We start from the raw sequence: 19935 nt of genomic DNA on the forward strand, positions 1-19935 counted from the left end.
CCTATCTGACGAAGCGTCAGTTTCAATGACGGATGTGATGGGACAAGCAGGGATGGCGGAAGCCGCCGTCCGCTACCTCAGGTCGAACCGCACACCCGCCCCGGAGCCCGTCGAAGCGATGCCGCGCCCCGATCTGCGCTGCGTCGCCGAGGACGAGCGCGCACCACTCGACCCGCGTGAGTTCCGGCGCGTCCTCGGCACCTTCGCCACGGGCGTCGCGGTCGTCACCGCACCGCCCGCCGCCGACGGCGGCTCCCCCGCCGGCTTCGCCTGCCAGTCCTTCACGTCCCTCTCCCTCACCCCGCCCCTGGTGGCCTTCATGGTCGGCCGTACGTCGACCACGTGGCCCCTGATCGCCCGCGCCGGGGTGTTCTGCGTGAACGTCCTGGCCGCCGGCCAGGGCGAGTTGTGCCGCGCGTTCGCGGTGAGCGGGGCGGACAAGTTCGCGGGCGTCGCCCACGACGCCGCGCCGGTGTCGGGCTCGCCCCGGCTGGCGGGCGCCGTGGCGTGGATCGACTGCGCGATCCACGCCGTCCACACCGGCGGCGACCACCTCATCGTGGTCGGCCGGGTGAACGCCCTCGGCACGGCGGACGACCCGTCCGAACCGCTGCTCTTCCACCGGGGGCGCTTCACCCGGCCGGCACACCCGTAGGGCCCGTCGTCCGGCTCACGCCACCGCCAGCCGCCACAGTGACGTGACCTCGGCGGCCCGTGCGGCGTGCAGCGGATCACCGGTGTCCCGCACCCGCGCGTGGCGCGGACGGGTGTCCAGCCGGCCGACGACCCGTAACCCGGCCTCTTCCACGGCGGCCATCAACTCCTCCCGGCCACGCAGCCCGAGCCGTTCGGCGAGGTCGGACAGGACGAGCCAGCCCTCACCGCCGGGTTCCAGCCGGCCGGCGAGCCCGCCCAGGAAGCCACGCAGCATCCCACCGCCCGCGTCGTAGACCCCGAGGTCGAGGTCGGAGGCGGGCCGGGCGGGCACCCAGGGCGGGTTGCAGACGACGACGCCGGCACGTCCCCCGGGGTACAGGCCGGGCCCGGTGACGCGGACCGTCGCCGCGAGCCCCAGCCGCCGCAGGTTCGCCCGGGCGCACTCCCGTGCCCGGGCGCTGACGTCCGTGGCCACCACCCGCGCGGCCCCGCGCCGGGCCAGTACGGCGGCCAGCACACCGGTGCCCGTGCCCAGGTCGAACGCCGTCCGCACGGCACCGCCGCACGGCATGGGCGCCCGCGCGACAAGATCGACGTACTCGCTCCTGGTCGGCGCGAACACCCCGTAATGCGGGTGGATCCGCGCGCCCAGGGCCGGTACGTGCACGCCCCTCTCCCGCCACTCCCGGGCGCCGATCACACCCAGCAGTTCCGTGAGGGCGACGGCGACCGGCCCCCCGGCCGGCGGCCCGTAGGCCTCGTCGCACGCCCGTCGCACATCCGGGGCGCGGCGCAGCGCCAGGGTGTGGTCGTCCTCCAGCAGGACGAGCAGCTTGCCGAGCACGCGGGCGCGGTGGGCGCGGAAGCGGCGTTGCGCGTGGAACACCTCGGCGGGAGGACCCGCCGCATCGGGCGCGCTCCGGCCGACGCGGCGGTCCAGGGCGCGCAGCAGTTGCCGGGCGTTGTGGAAATCCCCGCGCCACAGCAACGCGGTGCCCTCACAGGCCAGCCGGTGGGCGACGGCGGCCCGCATCCCGTCGTCGGCGACGACGACCCGGCGGGGCAGGGGCAGCCCGGACTCAGAGTGCCAGCGGGCGGAACGGGGTCGCACCTCGACCCAGTGGATCGTGGACACGGCAGACTCCTCGGAAGATCGAACGTGAGTGAACGCGCGACGTCACGACGATCACGTCGCCGAGGACCATGCCGAGTGTCATCGACTCACCTTTCGAGGAAGTGCGGTGGCCGCGTTCAGAATAGGCCGACCGGGCGGAGCGTCGCGTCGGACCAGGGAGGCAGAACCGTGAACGCCGAAGACAGACCACGGGAACCGGCCGAGCACGCCCGCTTCGCCGCTCACCTGGCCGAGCTGGAACAGGTCGGCGAAGCACGCGAGATGGAGCTGGTCGGCGGCGTCCTCGCCGACCCGGACCGCGTCATGGCCGAGGCAGCCGTGGTGCGGCACCTCGACCGCCGGGCCGCACAGCTGTGGCCGGAACCCGCCTGGGAGGAGTGGGCGGCGGCCGTGGGCAGGGTGGTGACCGGACGGCCCTTCCTGGTCCGTCGCCTCCAGGAGTGGTCCCTGTTCCGGGCCCTCGCCCTCCGACTCCCGTGGCGAACAGAGGACTTGCTGGCGTCGTCGGACTGGCTCCAGCTCAAGGCCGCCGCCGGACCGAGCCCTTGTGCCCTCGATGTCCTCGCCGAGAGCGGCCGGACGAAGAGGATCCGCAACGCCGCCCGGACGAGCCGCGCGCGGCGGACCGAGGGCTGAGGACCGGAAACGGCCCGGTTCAGGTCGCGACCGGCTCGCTCCCCGCCCGCCGCCGGATCACCAGCGCCATCAGCGCCGCCGCCGCGCACAGCGCCCCCGACGCGTACCAGACCACGTCGTACGACCCGAAGGCGTCCCGCGCGACGCCGCCCAGGAAGGCCACGAGGGCGGCGCCGACCTGGTGGGAGGCGAGGACCCAGCCGAACACGATCGCGCTGTCCTCGCCGTACTGCTCGCGGCACAGGGCGAGGGTGGGCGGGACGGTGGCGACCCAGTCGAGGCCGTAGAAGACGATGAAGAAGATCATCGGCGGGTGGACCGCGGGCCCCAGCAGGAGCGGGAGGAACAACAGCGACACGCCCCGCAGCGCGTAGTACACCGCTAGCAGGCGTCGCGGCTCGAAGCGGTCCGTGAACCAGCCGGAGGCGATCGTGCCGACCACGTCGAAGACGCCGATGACCGCGAGCAGGGAGGCGGCGGCCTGGACGGGCATGTGGTGGTCGTGGGCCGCGGGGATGAAGTGGGTCTGGATCAGGCCGTTCGTGGAGGCGCCGCAGATCGCGAAGGTGCCGGCGAGCAGCCAGAACGGGCCGGTGCGCACGGCCTGGAGCAGGACGGTCACGGCCCGGCGGGCGGCGCCGGGAACGGGCGGCGGCTTCGGCACGAACTCGGCGGCGCCGTACGGCTTCTGGCCCACGTCCGCGGGGTGGTCGTGCAGCAGGAGCCAGACGAACGGGACGACCGCGAGCGCGGCGAGGGCGACCGTCACGGCGGCCGGGCGCCAGTCGTACCGGTCGATGATCCAGGACAGCAGGGGCAGGAAGATCAGCTGGCCGGAGGCCGAGGCGGCGGTGAGGATGCCGCTGACCAGACCGCGCCGAGCGGTGAACCAGCGGTTGGTGACGGTCGCCGCGAAGGCCAGCGCCATGGAGCCGGAGCCGAGACCGACCAGCAGACCCCAGCAGAGCATCAGCTGCCACGCCGCGGTCATCCACACCGTGAGCCAGGAGCCGGCCGCGATCACGGTGAGCGCGACCGCGACGACCCGGCGGATGCCGAAGCGGTCCATCAGGGCCGCCGCGAACGGGGCCGTCAGACCGTACAGCGCGAGGTTCACCGAGACAGCGGCGCCGATCGTGCCGTGCGACCAGTCGAACTCCTCGTGCAACGGGTCGATGAGCAGGCCCGGCACGGAACGGAAGGCGGCGGCGCCGATGATCGTCACGAAGGTGACGGCGGCGACGAACCAGGCGCGGTGCACCCGCGCGCGACTCGGCTTCGGCGGCTGCCGCACAGCCGCTCCTTCGGTTGTCTGGGTCACGCCATAGAGCTTCCGACCTGCGGCCCGCTCCATCGAGTGGCCCGAAGGCCAGCATTCGTTAGGATCGGGCCATGAGCCGTGAGCCGGAGTTCCGCCCGCACCGGGTCGTCGTCCTCGCCCTCGACGGTCTGCTCCCCTTCGAGCTGGGCATCCCGCACCGCATCTTCGGCCGCCCGAGGGACGCCCGGGGGCGCCTGCTGTACGACGTCGTCACCTGCTCGGTCCGCCCGCCGGGCCCGGTGCGGACCGACGCCGACTTCGCCGTCCAGGTCGAGCACGGCCCCGAGATCCTGGCCACCGCCGACACCGTGATCGTCCCGGCGTCGTACGAACTCGGCCCGGTCTTCGAACAGGGCGTGCTGACCGGCGAACTGGCCGCCGCCCTGGCTCACATCCGCCCGGGCACCCGGCTCGCCTCGATCTGCACCGGCGTCTACGTCCTCGCCGCCGCGGGTCTCCTCGACGGCCGCCCCGCCACCACGCACTGGGCCGACGCCGACCGCTTCCAGCGGCTCTTCCCGCACATCCGGGTCGATCCGGACGTCCTGTTCATCGACGACGGCGACGTCCTGACCTCGGCGGGCGTCGCGGCCGGCATCGACCTGTGCCTGCACATGGTGCGCCGCGACCACGGCACGGCGGTCGCCAACGACGTGGCCCGCCGCACGGTCGTGCCGCCGCACCGCGACGGCGGTCAGGCGCAGTACATCCACCGGCCCGTGCCCGACCCGCAGCAGGCGACCACGACCTCGGCCCGCGCCTGGGCCCTGGGCCGTCTCCACGAGCCGATCCAGCTGCGCGACATGGCGGCGCAGGAGTCCATGTCGGTGCGCACCTTCACCCGCCGCTTCCGTGAGGAGACCGGCGTCAGCCCCGGCCAGTGGCTCACCCAGCAGCGCGTGGAGCGGGCCCGGCAGCTCCTGGAGTCCACCGACCGCTCCGTCGACCGGGTGGCGCGGGAGGCGGGCTTCGGCACGGCCCAGTCGATGCGCCAGCACCTCCAGTCGGCCCTCGGTGTCACGCCCACCGCCTACCGGAGCACCTTCCGGACGGAGAAGGAAACCGCCGCCGCCCTCAGAAGGTGAGCACCGCCCGCGCCACCCGCCCCGCCTCCGCGTCCGCCGCCGCCTTCTCGAAGTCCTCGACCGGATGGGTCCGGGTGACCAGTTCGTCGAGCAGGAGCCGCCCTTGGCGGTACAGCCCGGCGTACAGGGCGATGTCCCGCTGGGGGCGGGAGGAGCCGTAGCGGCAGCCCAGGACGGACTTGTCGAGGTACATCGACGAGACGCGGAAGGACGCCTCGGCCGTGGCGGGCGGGACCCCGAGCAGGATCGCCTGGCCGTGCCGGTCCAGGGAGTCGATGGCCTGCCGGATCAGCTCCACCCGGCCGACGCACTCGAAGGCGTGGTCCACGCCCGTGGGCAGCAGCTCGCGCAGGCCCTCGGTGGACGTCAGGAAGTCGGTCGCGCCGAACCGGCGTGCCGCCTCCTCCTTCGCCGGGTTGGCGTCGACGGCCACGATCCGCCCGGCGCCCGCGAGCCGGGCCCCCTGAAGCACGTTCAGGCCGATGCCGCCCGTCCCGATGACCAGGACGCTGTCGCCGCGGTCCACCCGGGCCCGGTTCAGTACGGCGCCCACCCCGGTGAGCACCCCGCACCCGATGAGCGCCGCCGAGGCCATCGGAATGTCGTCGGGGATCCGCACGGCCTGGACGGCCTTGACGACCGTGCGCTCGGCGAACGCCGAGTTGGACGCGAACTGGTGCACCGGCGAGCCGTCGTGGCGGAACGGCCGGCCCGGACGTCCGATGGCCTGCCGGCACATGGTCGGCCGGCCCCGGTCGCACTCGGCGCACGTACCGCAGTTGGCCAGGGTGGACAGCGCCACGTGGTCACCGGGCGCGACATGGGTGACGCCCCCACCCACCGCCTCCACGACCCCGGCTCCCTCATGGCCCAGCACCACGGGCACGGGGAAGGGGATGGTCCCGTCCACCACCGACAGATCGCTGTGGCACAGTCCGGCCGCCGCGATCGCGACCCGCACCTCACCCGGTCCGGGCTCGCGCACCTCCAGGTCCGTCACGACCCGGACCTGCTTGCCGTCGAAGATCACGCCTCGCATCACACGGCCCCCTTGGGCTCCCTGGGCAGGCCGAGCACGCGCTCGGCGATGATCGTGCGCTGGATCTGGTCCGAGCCGCCGTAGATCGTGTCGGCCCGGGAGAAGAGGAACAGGTGCTGCGCGGCGTCCAGTTCGTACGGCTCGCCGGCCGACCAGTCGGTGGGGCCGACGGCCGCCCCCGCGCCCCGCACCAGCACCGCCAGCTCCCCGAGCCGCTGGTGCCAGCCCGCCCACAGCAGCTTGGCCACGCTCGGGGCACCCGCGTCACCGGAACCCCCCAGCGTGCGCAGGGCGTTCCAGCGCATCGCCCGCAGCTCGGCCCACGATCGCACGAGCCGTTCCCGTACGACGGGGTCGTGCACCGCGCCCGACGCGACGGCCGCGCGCACCACGCCCGCCAGTTCCTCGGCGAACCCGATCTGCTGGGCCAGCGTGGACACCCCGCGTTCGAAGCCGAGCAGGCTCATGGCGACGCGCCAGCCGTCGCCCTCGCCGCCGACGACGTGCTCGGCGTGCGCGCCGTCGAAGAAGACCTCGTTGAAGTCGCTGGTGCCCGTCATCTGGCGGATGGGGCGGACCTCGATCCGGCCGGGCTGGTCCATGGGGACGAGGAGGAAGGTCAGCCCGTGGTGCCGTACCGAGCCGGGTTCGGTCCTGGCCAGCACGAAACACCAGTCGGCCTCGTGCGCGAGCGACGTCCAGATCTTCTGCCCGGTGACGCGGTACGCACGGCCGTCCCGCTCGCGCACGGCCGCGGTACGGATCCCGGCCAGGTCCGACCCGGCGCCGGGTTCGCTGTAGCCCTGGCACCAGAGTTCCTCGCCGGCGGCGATCGGCGGCAGGAACCGCGACTTCTGCTCGTCGGTGCCGTGGGCGAGGAGCGTGGGCGCGAACAGGTTCTCCCCGATGTGCCCGGAGCGCGGGGGCGCGGCGGATCGCGCGTACTCCTCGGCCCAGACGACCTGCTGGGTGAGGGTGGCCCTGCGGTTCCCGTACCCGTCCCCGCCCCACCCGAGCCCGATCCACCCGGCCGCACCGAGGGTGCGCTCCCAGGTACGGCGGTCCGCAACGCCGCTGACGTGCGCGGCCAGCCAGTCACGGGCTTCACTGCGAAACGCGTCGTCCTCCGGCCCGAAGTCGAAGTCCATCAGGGTGCTCCTCTCGATGCCGCACGGGCGGATTCCCCAGGGGCGCGGGGAACTGCGCGACAAGCCACAACGCACCCGCACCCGCACCCGCCGAAAGGACCGAAGTCCCCGGCTACCGGGCGTTCGGCCGCTCCCCCCGACCCGCCGCCCTCTCCATCTCCCGCACGCGCTCCAGCAACGGCATCGGATCCACCCCCACCGACCCGGGCAGGAACTCCGCGATCCGTTCCACGGTCCATCCGCCGGAGGCGTACGCCGCCCGCAGCTCCCGCGGCTGTGCCCACACCGCGATCTTCGCCCCGGCCACGGTGTACACCTGCCCGGTGATCCCCTCCCGGGAGGCGGCGTCGGACAGCAGGTACACCACCAGCGCGGCGACGTCCTCCGGCTCCCCGATCTCGGCCAGTTCCATCGGCACCCCGGCCGACATCCGGGTCCGTGCGACCGGCGCGACCGCGTTCGCGGTCACCCCGTACTTGTGCAGCCCCAGCGCCGCGCTGCGCACCAGCGAGACGATCCCGCCCTTCGCGGCGCTGTAGTTGGCCTGGGAGACGGACCCCTGGTGGTTGCCGCTGGTGAAGCCGATGAGCGTCCCGGACCGCTGCTTCCGCATGACCGCGGAGGCCGCCCGGAACACCGTGAACGTGCCCTTCAGATGGGTGGCGACGACCGGGTCCCACTCCTCCTCGGTCATGTTGAACAGCATCCGCTCGCGCAGGATCCCGGCCACGCAGACCACACCGTCCAGCCGCCCGTACGACTCCAGCGCCACATCGACGACCCGCTGTCCGCCGGTCATCGTGGAGATGTCGTCGGCGACGGCCACCGCCTCCCCGCCCGCGGCCTCGATCTCCTTGACCACGGCCCGGGCGATCTCGCTCGCCGGTGACGCGCCGTCGACCGAGACGCCGTAGTCGTTGACGACGACCTTCGCCCCCTCGGCCGCCGCCGCGAGCGCCACCGCCCTGCCGATGCCCCGCCCGGCCCCCGTGACGGCGACGACCTTGTCTGCCAAGAAGTTCCCCACGCCCGGCCCCTTCCCGTCCCACGGTTTCTGACGGACCGTTAGATTCTTGTGTGCCGAATTCTACGGCCCGTCAGATACGGGAAGACAAGCCCCGCGGAGGACTCATGTCGCTGCCGGACGTGTTCCACGACATCGCCAAGCGCGTGAACAACTGGGGCCGTTGGGGAGCCGACGACGAGATCGGCACCCTGAACCTGATCACCGACGAGGTCGTCAGGCGGGCCGCGGCGACCGTCCGCACCGGCCGGCGCGTCCCCCTCGCACTGCCCCTCCAGCAGGACGGCGTGCAGACCGGCATGATCCCCGGCCGCGTCAACCCTCTGCACACCATGGTGCAGATCAACCAGGAGATCTTCGGGCCGGGCGCGGTCGCGTGCAGCGACGACGTCGTGACCATGGGCCTCCAGGCGGCCACCCACTGGGACGCCCTGTCCCACGTCTCGCACTCCGGCCGGCTCTACAACGGCCGCCCCGCCCACACCGTCACCGCACACGGCGGTGCCGGCTTCAGCGGCATCGGCACGGTCCGGCACGTCGTCTCGCGCGGGGTACTGCTGGACGTCGCCCGGGCCCGCGGCACGGACCGGCTCGACGGCGGGTACGCCGTCACCCCCGCGGACCTGGACGCCGCCGAGGAGCTGGCCGGCACGCGGGTGCGGGCGGGGGACGTCGTGCTCGTGCGGACCGGACAGGTCCAGGCGTACCTGGGCGGGGACCGGCACGGCTACGCCTACCCCTCGCCGGGGCTGTCGATCCGGACACCGGAGTGGTTCCACGCGCGCGATGTCGCGGCCGTCGCCGACGACACCCTGACCTTCGAGGTGTTCCCGCCCGAGGTGGAGGACCTCTGGCTCCCCGTGCACGCCCTCGACCTCGTGGAGATGGGCATGCCCCAAGGCCAGAACTGGAATCTCGAAGAGTTGTCCACAGCCTGTGGAGAAGAGGGCCGGTACGTCTTCCTGCTGACCGCGACCCCGGAGCCCTTCACCGGGGCGACCGGCTCCCCGGTGGCTCCCGTCGCCGTCCTGTAGGCAGCCGGTCCGGGACCCGCCCGCCGGGCGCCCGGCGGACCGGCGCGACCGGGCCGCCATCCCCCTACAGCCGGATGGCGGCGCCGCGCTGCTCGCCCCGAGCACGGCAGCGCGCGCCGCCACCCGACTCCGGCGCTCCCGCCCCGACTCCCCGCCCCTGTAGGGAGCCGACGCCGAATCACGACCCGCACTCGCCGAGGGCTGCCGTCCGCCGAAGCCCTCGTCGTCCCCTCACGGCGAATCGCTGCCCACCAGCGTGAGCAAACGGTCACGACGCGTCAACAGGAGTCCGGAGAAATATCGCTTATGCGGCTTTTGCCGTAGGCGCGCACGGAAGCACGTCCCGGCGCATCGCCGCATGCCCTGACGGAACCAGCCGACCCGCCGTGCATCCGTGCCCCGGCCCCGCCGCACGAACCCGCGGCATGTGCCGCCGTAACCCCACGCCCGGCCGGAACGGGCGGCGGTGCTACACCGCCTCGTACGCCAGACCCTCGAAAGCCGCCCCGCCGCACGCCACCGCGCCGCCCCCGCACGACGTCGTGAGATCCGGGGACTTCGCACACCGGTCCACCTCGCACCAGATGCGCTTTCCGGTGGCCTCGACGCTCCAGCCCCAGCGGTCGGCGAGGCCGTCGACGAGCGCCAGGCCCCGGCCGCCGGTCGCGTCGTCGCCGGCGCACCGGGGCACGGGGGCCCGGCCGCTGCGGTCCGCGACCTCCAGACGGACCGTGGCCTCCTCCGTCACCACGTGCGGCAGGGACAGCCGCAGGACGGCGGGACGGCCGGTGTGCACCACCGCGTTGGTGACGAGCTCGGAGACGAGCAGGATCAGCGTCTCGGCGAGGGGTTCGTCGGCCTGTATGCCGGACCCGGCCAGGCGGGAGCGGGCCCACCGCCGGGCCCGCCCCACTTCTGCGGGGTCGGGCCGGATCTCCAGCTGCACTTGAAGCACCTGCACCGCTCACACCATCCGAACCGGCGGACACTTAGGCTCGCGCCTCACGAGGGCCACGATCGTAGCCATTTTCTGCATGGCCAGAACAACGGCCGGGACAAGGATCACGGAACGTGAATCCCTTGTGGGACAGCATGGTTGACGTACAGTCACGCCAACAAGCGCTTCGGGCATATTCCAGCGCGAAGGAGTACCCGTGCGGCATACTGTGCGACGCTCGCCGCGGGCAGTCGAACAGGCGGCGCCACGGGGTCGCACTGCGCTCGGAGCCACTCGCATCTGACACAAGGTACCGGAGCGGGCAATCGACTCCAGGCCGTTACGAGTCACACTGAGGACACAAGCCGATATCAACGCTCCGTAATTCCGGTATGCCACGATCCGTGACATCCATGGGAGCGGTCCCGCGATACCGCAGCCAGACGGCCCGTCAGACCGTCCCGGGCGTCAGAGCCGCCGCGAGCAACTCCTCACTCTCCGTTACCCCACCCGCACGCTGGGTTCGAACCCATGCGCGTTTCAGATGCAGATGGACCTCGGACTCCCAGGTGAAGCCCATCCCGCCGTGCACCTGGAGACAGTCGCGGGCGCCCCGCACGGCGGCCTCGTCGGCGAGGATCCGGGCCGCGGCGATGTCGGCCGGGTCGGCGGTCACGGCAGCCGCGTACACCGCTGCGCGGGCCGTCTCCGCACGGACCAAGATCCCCGCGCACAGATGCGCCACCGCCTGGAAGGCTCCGATGGGCCGTCCGAACTGTTCGCGCGCCCGGGCGTGTTGCGCCGCCAGTTCGCAGACGCGGCCGGCCGTGCCGAGTTGCTCGGCGGCGGTGAGCAGGACGGCGACGGGGTCGGGGGCGGGACGCGCGGCGGGCACGCGGTGCAGGGGCGTCAGCGGGTCGAGCGAGCGCAGCGGCACGGCCCCGCCGGCGTCCCCGCGCACGGCGTCCGCCTCCGCCAGCCACTCCACGAGCCCGCCGTCCACGGCAGCCACCACCGTCTCCCCGGTGGCCGCACCCGGTACGGCACCGGCCGCGAGGTGCGTGGCGACGAGCGGCCCGGGCAGCAGCGCCCGTCCCGCCTCCTCGAACACCAACACGGCCTCCACGAGCCCGAGTCCGACCCCGCCGTCCGTCTCCGGCACCCGCAGTGCGAAGAACCCGAGGTCACCGAGGGCCCGCCACAGTCCCCGGTCGAGCCGCGGCGACCCGGCCGCGCGCCCCGCCTCCGGCCCGCCGGCCCCGCCGGGTCCCCCGGAACTCCCCGCCCCGGCCTGCCCCCTGCCGCCAGGCGCCGCTGCCTCAGGGGCCACGCCCGCACCACCGCCGCCCGGCTCCCCTTCCTCGCGTACACCACCCCCGTCGGCCTCCTCCACCGCCGCCCGCAGCGCCCGGCCGTCGAACCGCCGCGCCAGCGCCTCGCGCACCCCGTCCCGCAGTGCCCGCTGGTCGTCCGTCAGCCGGAACCGCACGGCGCTCACCGTCCCTTCGGCAGGCCGAGGATGCGCTCGGCGATGATGCTGTGCTGGACCTGCGAGGTGCCGGCCGCGATGGTGTACGCCAGGGCGGAGAGCCGGTCGGGGGTCCACGGCCGGTCCAGGTCGAGGCAGTCGGGCCCCAGCACCTCGGCGGCGGCGTCGTAGAGCTCCTGGCGGGCGTGCGAGTAGCGGAGCTTGAAGACCGAGCCGCCCGCGCCCGGTACTCCGCCGCAGGCCTCCGCCGCGCTCACGTTCCACTGCGTGAGCCGCCACAGCGCCCGGAACTCCGCATCGAGCCTGCCCAGCCGGCGCCTGAGGGCCGCGTCGTCCCAGCGGCCGTTCTTGCGGGCTTCGACGGCCAGTTCGGCCAGGACCCGGCGACAGGCGACGACCTCGCCCGCGAAGGCCGTGCCCCGCTCGAAGGACAGCGTCACCAGGGTCACCCGCCAGCCGTCGTCCTCGTCCCCCACCCGGTTGGCCACCGGCACCCGCACCTCGTCCAGGAACACCTCGGCGAACTCGGCCGGCCCGGCGAGCGTGCGCAGCGGCCGTACGGTGATGCCGGGCGCGTCCATGGGCAGGGCGAGCCAGGTGATGCCCCGGTGCTTCGGGGCGGCCGGGCCGGTGCGGACCAACAGTTCGCACCAGTCGGCGACTTCGGCGTGCGAGGTCCAGATCTTGGAACCGGTCACCACGTAGTCGTCGCCGTCGCGCCACGCGCGGGTGCGCAGCGCCGCGAGGTCGGACCCGGCCTCCGGCTCGCTGAAGCCCTGGCACCAGACCTCCTCGCCGCGCAGGATCGGCGGCAGCCAGCGCGCCCGCTGTGCGTCCGTGCCCTCGGCGGCGATGGTCGGCCCGGCGTGCAGCAGGCCCACGAAGTTGGCGCCCACGTAGGGCGCTCCGGCCTTCTCGGTCTCCTCCAGGAAGATCAGGCGGACGCTCGGGGTGGCGTCCCAGTGGACGCCGGCGTATCCGGCCTCGTACAGCCTGCGCTGCCAGCCGAGGTCGTACGCCCGCCGCCCCGGCCAGTCCTCGGGGGACGGCCTGGGCGGGAGACCGGGGAGCGTGCGCGCGAGCCATTCCCGCAGCCGGGCCCGGAAGTCCTCCTCCTCGGGCGTGTACGACAGGTCCATCAGCGGTCGAGGTCCAGGTCCAGCATCCGGATGGCGTTGCCGCGCATCAGCTTGTACACCGTCTCGTCGTCGAGGCCCTTGACGTGGTCGAGGGCGACCTCCTTGGTGTGCGGGAAGGTCGAGTCGACGTGCGGGTAGTCGGTCTCGAAGGTGGCGTTGTCCCGGCCGACCACGTCGATCGACGCCACGCCGTGCCGGTCGCGGAAGAAGCAGCAGAACATCTGCCGGTAGTAGTACGTCGACGGCGGCTCGGGGATCGTGTCGCGGACACCGCCCCAGGCGCGGTGCTCCTCCCAGACGTCGTCGGCGCGCTCCAGGGCGTACGGGATCCAGCCCATCTGGCCTTCCGAGTAGGCGAGTTTGAGGTGCGGGAACTTCACCAGGACGCCGCTGAAGAGGAAGTCCATCATCGAGGCCATCGCGTTGTTGAAGCTGAGCGAGGCCTGCACGGCGGGCGGGGCGTCCGGGGAGGCGGCCGGCATCTGGGACGAGGACCCGATGTGCATGTTGACGACCGTCCCGGTCTCCTGGCAGACGGCGAAGAACGGGTCCCAGTAGCCGGAGTGGATGGACGGCAGTCCGAGGTGGGTGGGGATCTCCGAGAAGGTCACCGCCCGCACCCCGCGCGCGGCGTTGCGGCGGATCTCCGCGACGGCCAGGCCGATGTCCCACAGCGGGATCAGGCACAGCGGGATGAGCCGCCCGCCGCTGTCGCCGCACCACTCCTCGACCATCCAGTCGTTGTAGGCGCGCACGCAGGCCAGGGCGACCTCCTTGTCGTGCGCCTCGGCGAAGGTCTGGCCGCAGAACCGCGGGAAGCTGGGGAAGCAGAGGCTCGCCTCGACGTGGTTGAGATCCATGTCCTTCAGGCGTTCCTTGGGGTCCCAGCAGCCGGGCCGCATCTCCTCGCGGGTGATGCCCTCCAGGGTCATCGCGTCCCGGTCGAAGCCGACGGCGGCGATGTTGCGCTTGTACGGGAACTTCAGGTCCTCGTAGATCCACCAGTCGGTGGGCTGGCCGTCGGGGTCCATGGTGATCCGGTACTTGCCGCCGACGTAGACGAGTTCACCGATCCCGGCGGTCAGGGGCTTCGGGCCGCGCTCGCGGTACCTGGCCGGCAGCCAGGTGTCGAAGAGGTGGGCGGGCTCGATCACGTGGTCGTCGACGCTGATGATGCGGGGCAGTTCGGTCGCCATGGGTCCCCTCCGCCGGACGGTACTTATCTGATGCAGCGTCAGATAGCATCGCACCTGACGACCCGTCAGCCAAGCAGCAGGGGGCAGTCGTGAACGAGACCCCGCACGCCCTGAGTTCGTCCCGCACCCTGTGGGACCTGGTCACCCGCCGCGCGGCCCTCACGCCGGACCGCCCGCTCTTCCTCCAGGACGGCCGGACGCTGACCTTCGGGGCGCTGCGCACGCGTGCCGAGCGGGTCGCGGCCGGGCTGTACGGCATGGGCGTGCGCCCCGGCACGGTGGTCGCCTGGCAGCTGCCCACCCGGATCGAGACGGCCGTGCTGTCCTTCGCCCTGGCTCGTCTCGGCGCCGTGCAGACGCCGGTGATCCCCTTCTACCGGGACCGCGAGGTCGGCTTCGCGCTGCGCGAGTCCAAGGCGGAGTTCTTCGCGGTGCCGGGCACCTGGCGCGGCTTCGACCACGGTGGGATGGCCCGGCGGCTGGGCGCGCGGGGCGTCTTCGAGGCCTACGACGACCTCCCCGACGGCGATCCGTCCCTCCTGCCTCCTCCGCCCTCCGACGGCACCGCCGTCCGCTGGATCTACTGGACGTCCGGCACGACCTCCGACCCCAAGGGCGTGCTGCACACGGACCGTTCACTGCTCGCGGGCGGCTCCTGCCTGGCGCACGCGCTGCGCCCCTCGGCGCACGACGTGGGGTCGATCGCCTTCCCGTACGCCCACATCGGCGGACCCGACTACACGGTGATGCTGCTGCTGTACGGCTTCCCGGCGGTGCTGTTCGAGCAGTTCGCCCTGCCGGACGCCCTGGAGGCGTACCGCGCGCACGGGGTGACGATGGCGGGCGGGTCGACGGCGTTCTACTCGATGTTCCTGGCGGAGCAGCGCAAGCGGCCGGGCGAGCCGGTGGTGCCGTCGCTGCGGCTGCTGGCGGGCGGCGGCGCGCCCAAGCCGCCGGAGTTGTACCACGCCGTCGTGCGCGAGATGGGCGTGCGGCTCACCCACGGGTACGGCATGACCGAGGTGCCGATGATCACCATGGGCGACCCGGACGACACTCCCGAGCTGCTCGCGACGACCGAGGGACGGCCGCCGGAGGGGATGGAGATCCGGATCGTGGACGGGGAGGTGCGGCTGCGGGGCGAGGCCGTGTGCCGGGGGTATCTCGACCCGGGGCAGACGGCGCAGGCCTTCGACGAGGAGGGATTCCTGCGCACCGGCGACCTCGGGCGCCTGACGGAGACCGGGCACCTGGTCCTCACCGGCCGGCTCAAGGACGTGATCATCCGCAAGGGCGAGAACATCTCGGCCCAGGAGATCGAGGACCTGCTGCACCGGCATCCGGCCGTCGGGGACGTGGCGGTGATCGGGCTGCCGGACGAGGCACGCGGCGAGCTGGTGTGCGCGGTGGTGGAACAGCCCCCGGACACGGAGGTGTTGACACTCGCCGCCGTGACCGCCTTCCTGCGCGCCGAGGGACTGTCGGTGCACAAGCTGCCGGAACGGCTGGAGATCGTGGACGCCCTTCCACGGGGCGAGACCCTGCGCAAGGTACTGAAGTACAAACTCCGCGCCCGCTACGCGGCCACGTAACCCTTCAGGGGCGCGGGGAACTGCGCGAACAACCACCGACGGCCCGCAGCCGCCGCCCCCGAACAACCCCTACGGCGAAGGGGCCCTCAGGGGCGCGGGGAACTGCGCGAGCAACCACCGACACCCCGCAGCCGCCCCTCGGCAACAACCCCTACGGCGCGGACCCGTGGCACTACTCCGGCACGGTGAAGTAGCGGGCGAAGGCGGGTACGACCTCGGCCTCGCCGACCTTGCCGTCACCGTCCGCGTCGAGCGCGGCGGCGGCCGGCACGGCGAGGTCCTCGGGAACACCGAGGCACTTCAGGACGCGGCCCGCCTCCTCGACCGTCGCGGCGCCGTCCCCGTCGGTGTCGGCGACGTCCAGCGCCGCGTGCAGGAAGGGGCGGGCGATCTCGGCGAACCGGTCGGGGTTGTCGCGCAGGCGCTTGACCGCGCCGTTGACGAACTCCTCGCGCGTGATGCGCTGGTCGCCGTCGCGGTCCGCGATGCCGGCCATGCCCTGCCAGAAGGCCTCGGCACCGCCGTACAGGGCCTGCCCCTTGTCGGACCGGGCCGTCACGGCGAACTCCGTGAGCAGCGCCTTGGCGGCGCCGTAGAAGTCCTCGCGGTCGATGTAGCCGTTGCCGTCCTGGTCGAAGGTGGCGAACCGGGCGGCGATCCTGCGCTCGTACTCGCTGCTGACCATGTCTCTTTCGGGCCGCCTTACGTCGGGTGGGGTGCGTCTCGGTCGGAGCGTACGACGGAGGGAGCCGTTCGGGCGCGGGAAAACGTCACTTGTGCCAAGACCGGGGGAATTCCGGGACAACGGCGTGTCGGAACGGCAACACTCCGTCTACCGTGCGTCATCGCGACGTCACGCGGAGAGGGGTTCGCCCTCGTCGCCGAGGGCCGCGTCCACGTCGCCGTACACGTCGAACAGCCTGCGCACGCCCAGCGCGCCGAGGACCCGGTTGACGTGGGACCCGTCCGCCGCGCCCCGGGCGGGCAGCACGAGGCGCAGCCGGCCCTGGCAGGAGCGGATCAGCCGGCGGGCGGCGATGAGCACGCCGACGCCGCTGGAGTCGCAGAAGAACACCTCGGACAGATCCAGGACGAGACAGTGGTGCCCCTCGGCCACCACGTCGTGCACGCGCTGACGCAGCACCGGTGACGTCACCAGATCCAGCTCGCCCGACACCTGGAGCACGGCCCATTCGCCCTGCTCGCCGCCGGTCACTTTGAAGGTCACCACCACGCCCCTCGCTCGCCAAACCGGAAGCAGACCCTACGCTTCCTTGCAGCGCGGCTGCCCAGCGGCAGTTCCCTGAAACACAACCCGAAAAACGGATCCCCCGCGGAAGAGGCTTGTTTTAGTCGGCTTCGATCCTGTTCGATCCTCTTCAGTCAGGTCTGATCGGAGGGTGGTGGGGTAGGCGCGAGCCCAAAGGCATCCTGCGCGAGCCCCCTCGGCCCTCTACCACCTGCGGCCGGTCAGGGGGCGCACATTGCCACAAAGGGGCGTGCGCTACCGGACGTGCCGACTACATTCGAGGAGACACCGGGGACAGGCTGGACAGAGCACGGGCGCGGGACACGAGCAGGGGGTGAGGGGGCCGCATGGCGAAAAAGGACGTACCGCCTCGCTGGGACCGCAAGATGCAGCAGCGGCTCGCCCGCGGGGAAGCCGCCGCCCTCGGTGAGCTCTACGACCGGTTCGCCTCCCTCGTGCACGGCCTCGCCCACCGCGTGCTCGGCGACGAACGCGCCGCCGACGGCATCACGCGCGAGGTCTTCGTCCACGTCTGGGAGCATCCCGACTCCTACGACCCCAAGCAGGGTCCGCTGCGCACCTGGGTCGCCACACTGACCCACCGGCTGGCGGTGCAGCGGCTGCGCGCCACCGAGACCGCCGCCCTCGCCCGCGACGGCGCCGGCACCACGGAGGAACTGGAGCACAGGGTGCGCCGCGCCTCGGTCGCCGCCCGCGCCGACTACATCGTGCAGTCCATGCCGGTCCCGCTGCGCTCGGCCCTGGAACGGGCCTACTTCCAGCGCCGCGACTACCGCCAGACCGCCGCCGACCTCGGCATCACCGAGGACGAGGCCCGCCGCCGGCTGCGCCTGGGCCTGCAACTGCTCTCCACCGCCCACGACACCGAGGCACCGGGCGCACCGCCCGGGTACGGGGGTGCGGTGTGAACGGGCCGGAACGGTTCGAGGCGCACGACGGCGACGACGGGGAGAACGGCCACGAGGCGGAGAACGGCCCGGAGGGGAAGGACGACACCCCGGCGCCCGGGGGCCCGCCGCGGATACCCCTGCCCCGCGCCTCCGTCGAGGACGGCGGGCTGCCGCTGCCCCCGCCGGCGGACCTCGGCGTCACGGCACCGCCGCCCGCCCCGCCCGTCCTCGAACACCCCGTGCTGAAGGCCCTGCTCGGCGCCTGGGCGCTGGCCGCCTGCTCGGCCGAGGAGGCCACGGCCGTCGAGGAGCACCTCGGCGACTGCGGCTCCTGCGCCGACGAGGCCCGGCGACTGCGCGAGGCGGTCGGCCTGCTGCAACGCCCCGAGAGCCTCGACCTGGACCCGGGGCTGCGCACCCGTGTCCTGGACACCTGCCTGGAACGGCGCCGGCCGCACATCCCGGTACCGGACTGGGCCGCCGCGTACGACGCCGAGACCGCGCGTCTGGACGCCCTGCTCCAGGACTTCGGCGAGGCCGAGTGGCACGCGCCGGTACGGCTGCGCTGGTTCCGCTCCGACGCGGCGACGAGCCGCCGCACCACCGTCGCCGGCGTCATCGCGCACCTGCTCAGTGTCGACGGCCTGGTGGCGGTCGCGCTCGGCCTGGACGATCCGCTGGGCGACGTCCCGTCCCGGAAGCCGACCCCGGCGGCCCGCACCGAGGCGTTCTGGCGCGCCTCGCACTTCCCGCCCACCCGGTTCGTCCGCGCGCCCTGGCGGGAGCAGAGCCACGGTCTCGTGCGCACGGTGTCCTTCACGGGCGGCGGCGCGGAGAAGACGCCGGTGTCGTACGGCGACTTCGAACTGCCCCTGCACGACGCGATGCTCGACCGCGCCTTCGAGTGCTGGGTGCACGCGGAGGACATCGCCGACGCGGTCGACTACCCCTACGACCCGCCCTCGCCCCGCCATCTGCACCGCATGATCGACCTGGCGGCCCGGATGCTGCCGACGGCGCTGGCCCACCGCCGCCGGGCCAGCCTGGCCTCCCCCGCCCGCCATCGCCATCTGGTCGCGGCGGGCGAACCGGGCCGCAGCCTCCGCCTGGAGATCGAGGGCTCGGGCGGCGGCGAGTGGCTGATCCCCCTCGACTCCCCCGCGGCGAAGGGCTCCGCCGAGCACGAGGTGGCCCACGTGGCCCTGGACGGCGTCGAGTTCTGCCGCCTGGCCGCCGGCCATGTGCCCCCGCAGGAGGCGGCGGCAGGCCAGGTGGGAGACAGGGAGGCGATCAGAGATGTCCTCTTCGCGGCTGCTTCACTGAGCCGGATGTGAGGTTTTTTGGGGGCGCGGGGCTCTGTCTGACATGCGGCTCCGCCGCGTGGGCGCGAACAACCACACACAACCCGCACCCGCCATAAAAGGGGACAACTCGGGCTACTAGGCGAAAATCACCGTCCGCCGCCCATTGAGCAGAATCCGCCGCTCCGCATGCCACTTCACGGCCCGCGCCAGCGCCTGGCACTCCACGTCCCGCCCGATCGCGACCAACCCCTCGGGCGTCACGTCGTGCCCGACCCGCTCGACCTCCTGCTCGATGATCGGCCCCTCGTCGAGATCGGCCGTCACGTAATGAGCGGTCGCACCGATCAGCTTCACACCCCGGGCATGCGCCTGGTGATACGGCTTCGCGCCCTTGAAGCTCGGCAGGAACGAGTGGTGGATGTTGATGATCCGCCCGGAGAGCGCCTTGCACAGGTCGTCCGACAGCACCTGCATGTACCGGGCGAGCACCACCAGCTCCACGCCCTCGTCCCGCACGATCCCCAGCAGCTGCGCCTCGGCCTCGGCCTTCGTGTCCTTCGTCACCGGAATGTGGTGGAAGGGGATGTTGTAAGACGCCACCAGCTCGGCGAAGTCCGTGTGGTTCGACACCACTCCGGCGATCTCCACCGGCAGCGCGCCGGTGCGGGCACGGAACAGCAGGTCGTTCAGGCAGTGCCCGAACTTGCTGACCATCAGCAGGATGCGCATCTTCTGGTCGCCCCGGTGGATCTGCCAGTCCATCTGGAACGAGTCGCCGATGGCCGCGAAGCTGGCCCGCAGCTTGTCCACGGTCACCGGCGCGTCCGCCGAGAAGTGGACGCGCATGAAGAACAGCCCCGTGTCGTGGTCGCCGAACTGCTGGCTGTCCTCGATGTTGCAGCCGGTCATGAACAGATAGCTCGACACGGCGTGCACGATGCCCTTCCTGTCCGGGCAGGAGAGGGTGAGGACGTACTGGTCGGCCGGGACCGCGGCGCTGGTGGACTGCTCGTTCATGCAGGACAGGGTCCCACAGGGG

19 protein-coding genes are annotated in these 19935 nt (G+C 72.7%); 7 read left to right on the forward strand and 12 right to left on the reverse strand.

All coding sequences use genetic code 11. The features are described 5' to 3' along the window. The first annotated feature begins 37 nt into the window (after positions 1–37). On the forward strand, positions 38–655 hold the full coding sequence (locus tag AB0E85_RS01350) for a flavin reductase family protein (RefSeq protein WP_361921236.1): 618 nt from the start codon (positions 38–40) through the stop codon (positions 653–655). Between the two features lie 15 nt (positions 656–670). On the opposite strand, the gene AB0E85_RS01355 is transcribed toward AB0E85_RS01350, so the two are convergent. Then, positions 671–1792 (reverse strand): class I SAM-dependent methyltransferase, encoded by a 1122-nt coding sequence (locus AB0E85_RS01355; RefSeq protein WP_361921238.1) that lies wholly within the window; start codon positions 1790–1792, stop codon positions 671–673. A gap of 168 nt (positions 1793–1960) precedes the next feature. On the opposite strand from AB0E85_RS01355, the gene AB0E85_RS01360 reads away from it, so the two are divergent. Continuing rightward, positions 1961–2428, forward strand: a complete 468-nt coding sequence (locus tag AB0E85_RS01360) for a hypothetical protein (RefSeq protein WP_361921240.1) — start codon at positions 1961–1963, stop codon at positions 2426–2428. A 19-nt stretch (positions 2429–2447) separates the two neighbouring features. Here the strand turns inward: AB0E85_RS01360 and AB0E85_RS01365 are convergent, their stop codons facing one another. After that, entirely contained in the window at positions 2448–3749 is a 1302-nt protein-coding gene (locus AB0E85_RS01365; protein WP_361921241.1) for an MFS transporter, read from the reverse strand. A gap of 71 nt (positions 3750–3820) precedes the next feature. Between AB0E85_RS01365 and AB0E85_RS01370 the strand changes: the two genes are divergently transcribed. Then, positions 3821–4834 carry a helix-turn-helix domain-containing protein gene (locus AB0E85_RS01370; RefSeq protein ID WP_361921243.1) on the forward strand — a complete coding sequence of 338 codons (1014 nt, stop codon included), beginning with the start codon at positions 3821–3823 and terminating at the stop codon, positions 4832–4834. Here the strand turns inward: AB0E85_RS01370 and AB0E85_RS01375 are convergent. From AB0E85_RS01375 to AB0E85_RS01385, 3 genes are all read right to left on the reverse strand, one after another. Next, positions 4824–5873, reverse strand: a complete 1050-nt coding sequence (locus AB0E85_RS01375; protein ID WP_361921244.1) for a Zn-dependent alcohol dehydrogenase — start codon at positions 5871–5873, stop codon at positions 4824–4826. The genes AB0E85_RS01370 and AB0E85_RS01375 overlap by 11 nt on opposite strands. After that, positions 5873–7021 carry an acyl-CoA dehydrogenase family protein gene (locus tag AB0E85_RS01380; protein WP_361921246.1) on the reverse strand — a complete coding sequence of 383 codons (1149 nt, stop codon included), beginning with the start codon at positions 7019–7021 and terminating at the stop codon, positions 5873–5875. The genes AB0E85_RS01375 and AB0E85_RS01380 overlap by 1 nt, the downstream gene beginning before the upstream one ends. A gap of 112 nt (positions 7022–7133) precedes the next feature. After that, positions 7134–8048 (reverse strand): SDR family oxidoreductase, encoded by a 915-nt coding sequence (locus AB0E85_RS01385; protein ID WP_361921248.1) that lies wholly within the window; start codon positions 8046–8048, stop codon positions 7134–7136. A 104-nt stretch (positions 8049–8152) separates the two neighbouring features. Between AB0E85_RS01385 and AB0E85_RS01390 the strand changes: the two genes are divergently transcribed. Then, the gene (locus tag AB0E85_RS01390; protein WP_361921250.1) at positions 8153–9079 is read left to right on the forward strand and encodes a cyclase family protein; all 927 of its coding nucleotides are present in this window, start codon (positions 8153–8155) and stop codon (positions 9077–9079) included. 469 nt (positions 9080–9548) lie between these two features. On the opposite strand, the gene AB0E85_RS01395 is transcribed toward AB0E85_RS01390, so the two are convergent. From AB0E85_RS01395 to AB0E85_RS01410, 4 genes are all read right to left on the reverse strand, one after another. Next, positions 9549–10025 (reverse strand): ATP-binding protein, encoded by a 477-nt coding sequence (locus AB0E85_RS01395; RefSeq protein WP_361921450.1) that lies wholly within the window; start codon positions 10023–10025, stop codon positions 9549–9551. A 442-nt stretch (positions 10026–10467) separates the two neighbouring features. Further along, positions 10468–11505 carry an acyl-CoA dehydrogenase gene (locus AB0E85_RS01400; RefSeq protein ID WP_361921452.1) on the reverse strand — a complete coding sequence of 346 codons (1038 nt, stop codon included), beginning with the start codon at positions 11503–11505 and terminating at the stop codon, positions 10468–10470. 5 nt (positions 11506–11510) lie between these two features. Then, positions 11511–12644 (reverse strand): acyl-CoA dehydrogenase family protein, encoded by a 1134-nt coding sequence (locus AB0E85_RS01405; RefSeq protein WP_361921252.1) that lies wholly within the window; start codon positions 12642–12644, stop codon positions 11511–11513. Further along, on the reverse strand, positions 12644–13840 hold the full coding sequence (locus AB0E85_RS01410; protein ID WP_361921254.1) for an amidohydrolase family protein: 1197 nt from the start codon (positions 13838–13840) through the stop codon (positions 12644–12646). The genes AB0E85_RS01405 and AB0E85_RS01410 overlap by 1 nt, the downstream gene beginning before the upstream one ends. Before the next feature lie 89 nt (positions 13841–13929). Here AB0E85_RS01410 and AB0E85_RS01415 point away from each other — a divergent pair, with 89 nt between their 5' ends. Beyond that, positions 13930–15432 carry an AMP-binding protein gene (locus AB0E85_RS01415; protein ID WP_361921256.1) on the forward strand — a complete coding sequence of 501 codons (1503 nt, stop codon included), beginning with the start codon at positions 13930–13932 and terminating at the stop codon, positions 15430–15432. A gap of 172 nt (positions 15433–15604) precedes the next feature. Here the strand turns inward: AB0E85_RS01415 and AB0E85_RS01420 are convergent, their stop codons facing one another. Both AB0E85_RS01420 and AB0E85_RS01425 read right to left on the reverse strand, forming a co-directional pair. Then, on the reverse strand, positions 15605–16117 hold the full coding sequence (locus AB0E85_RS01420; RefSeq protein ID WP_361921258.1) for an EF-hand domain-containing protein: 513 nt from the start codon (positions 16115–16117) through the stop codon (positions 15605–15607). Positions 16118–16285: 168 nt separating this feature from the next. After that, entirely contained in the window at positions 16286–16666 is a 381-nt protein-coding gene (locus tag AB0E85_RS01425; RefSeq protein ID WP_030849533.1) for an STAS domain-containing protein, read from the reverse strand. A gap of 362 nt (positions 16667–17028) precedes the next feature. Here AB0E85_RS01425 and AB0E85_RS01430 point away from each other — a divergent pair, with 362 nt between their 5' ends. Further along, positions 17029–17610, forward strand: a complete 582-nt coding sequence (locus AB0E85_RS01430; RefSeq protein ID WP_361921260.1) for a sigma-70 family RNA polymerase sigma factor — start codon at positions 17029–17031, stop codon at positions 17608–17610. Beyond that, positions 17607–18926 (forward strand): zf-HC2 domain-containing protein, encoded by a 1320-nt coding sequence (locus AB0E85_RS01435; protein WP_361921262.1) that lies wholly within the window; start codon positions 17607–17609, stop codon positions 18924–18926. The genes AB0E85_RS01430 and AB0E85_RS01435 overlap by 4 nt, the downstream gene beginning before the upstream one ends. Before the next feature lie 105 nt (positions 18927–19031). Here AB0E85_RS01435 and purU read toward each other — a convergent pair whose 3' ends face one another. After that, on the reverse strand, positions 19032–19913 hold the full coding sequence (gene purU, locus AB0E85_RS01440) for a formyltetrahydrofolate deformylase (RefSeq protein ID WP_107456893.1): 882 nt from the start codon (positions 19911–19913) through the stop codon (positions 19032–19034). Positions 19914–19935: the final 22 nt, after the last annotated feature.

This window comes from Streptomyces sp. NPDC029044, from assembly GCF_040637495.1.
GTDB lineage: Bacteria > Actinomycetota > Actinomycetes > Streptomycetales > Streptomycetaceae > Streptomyces.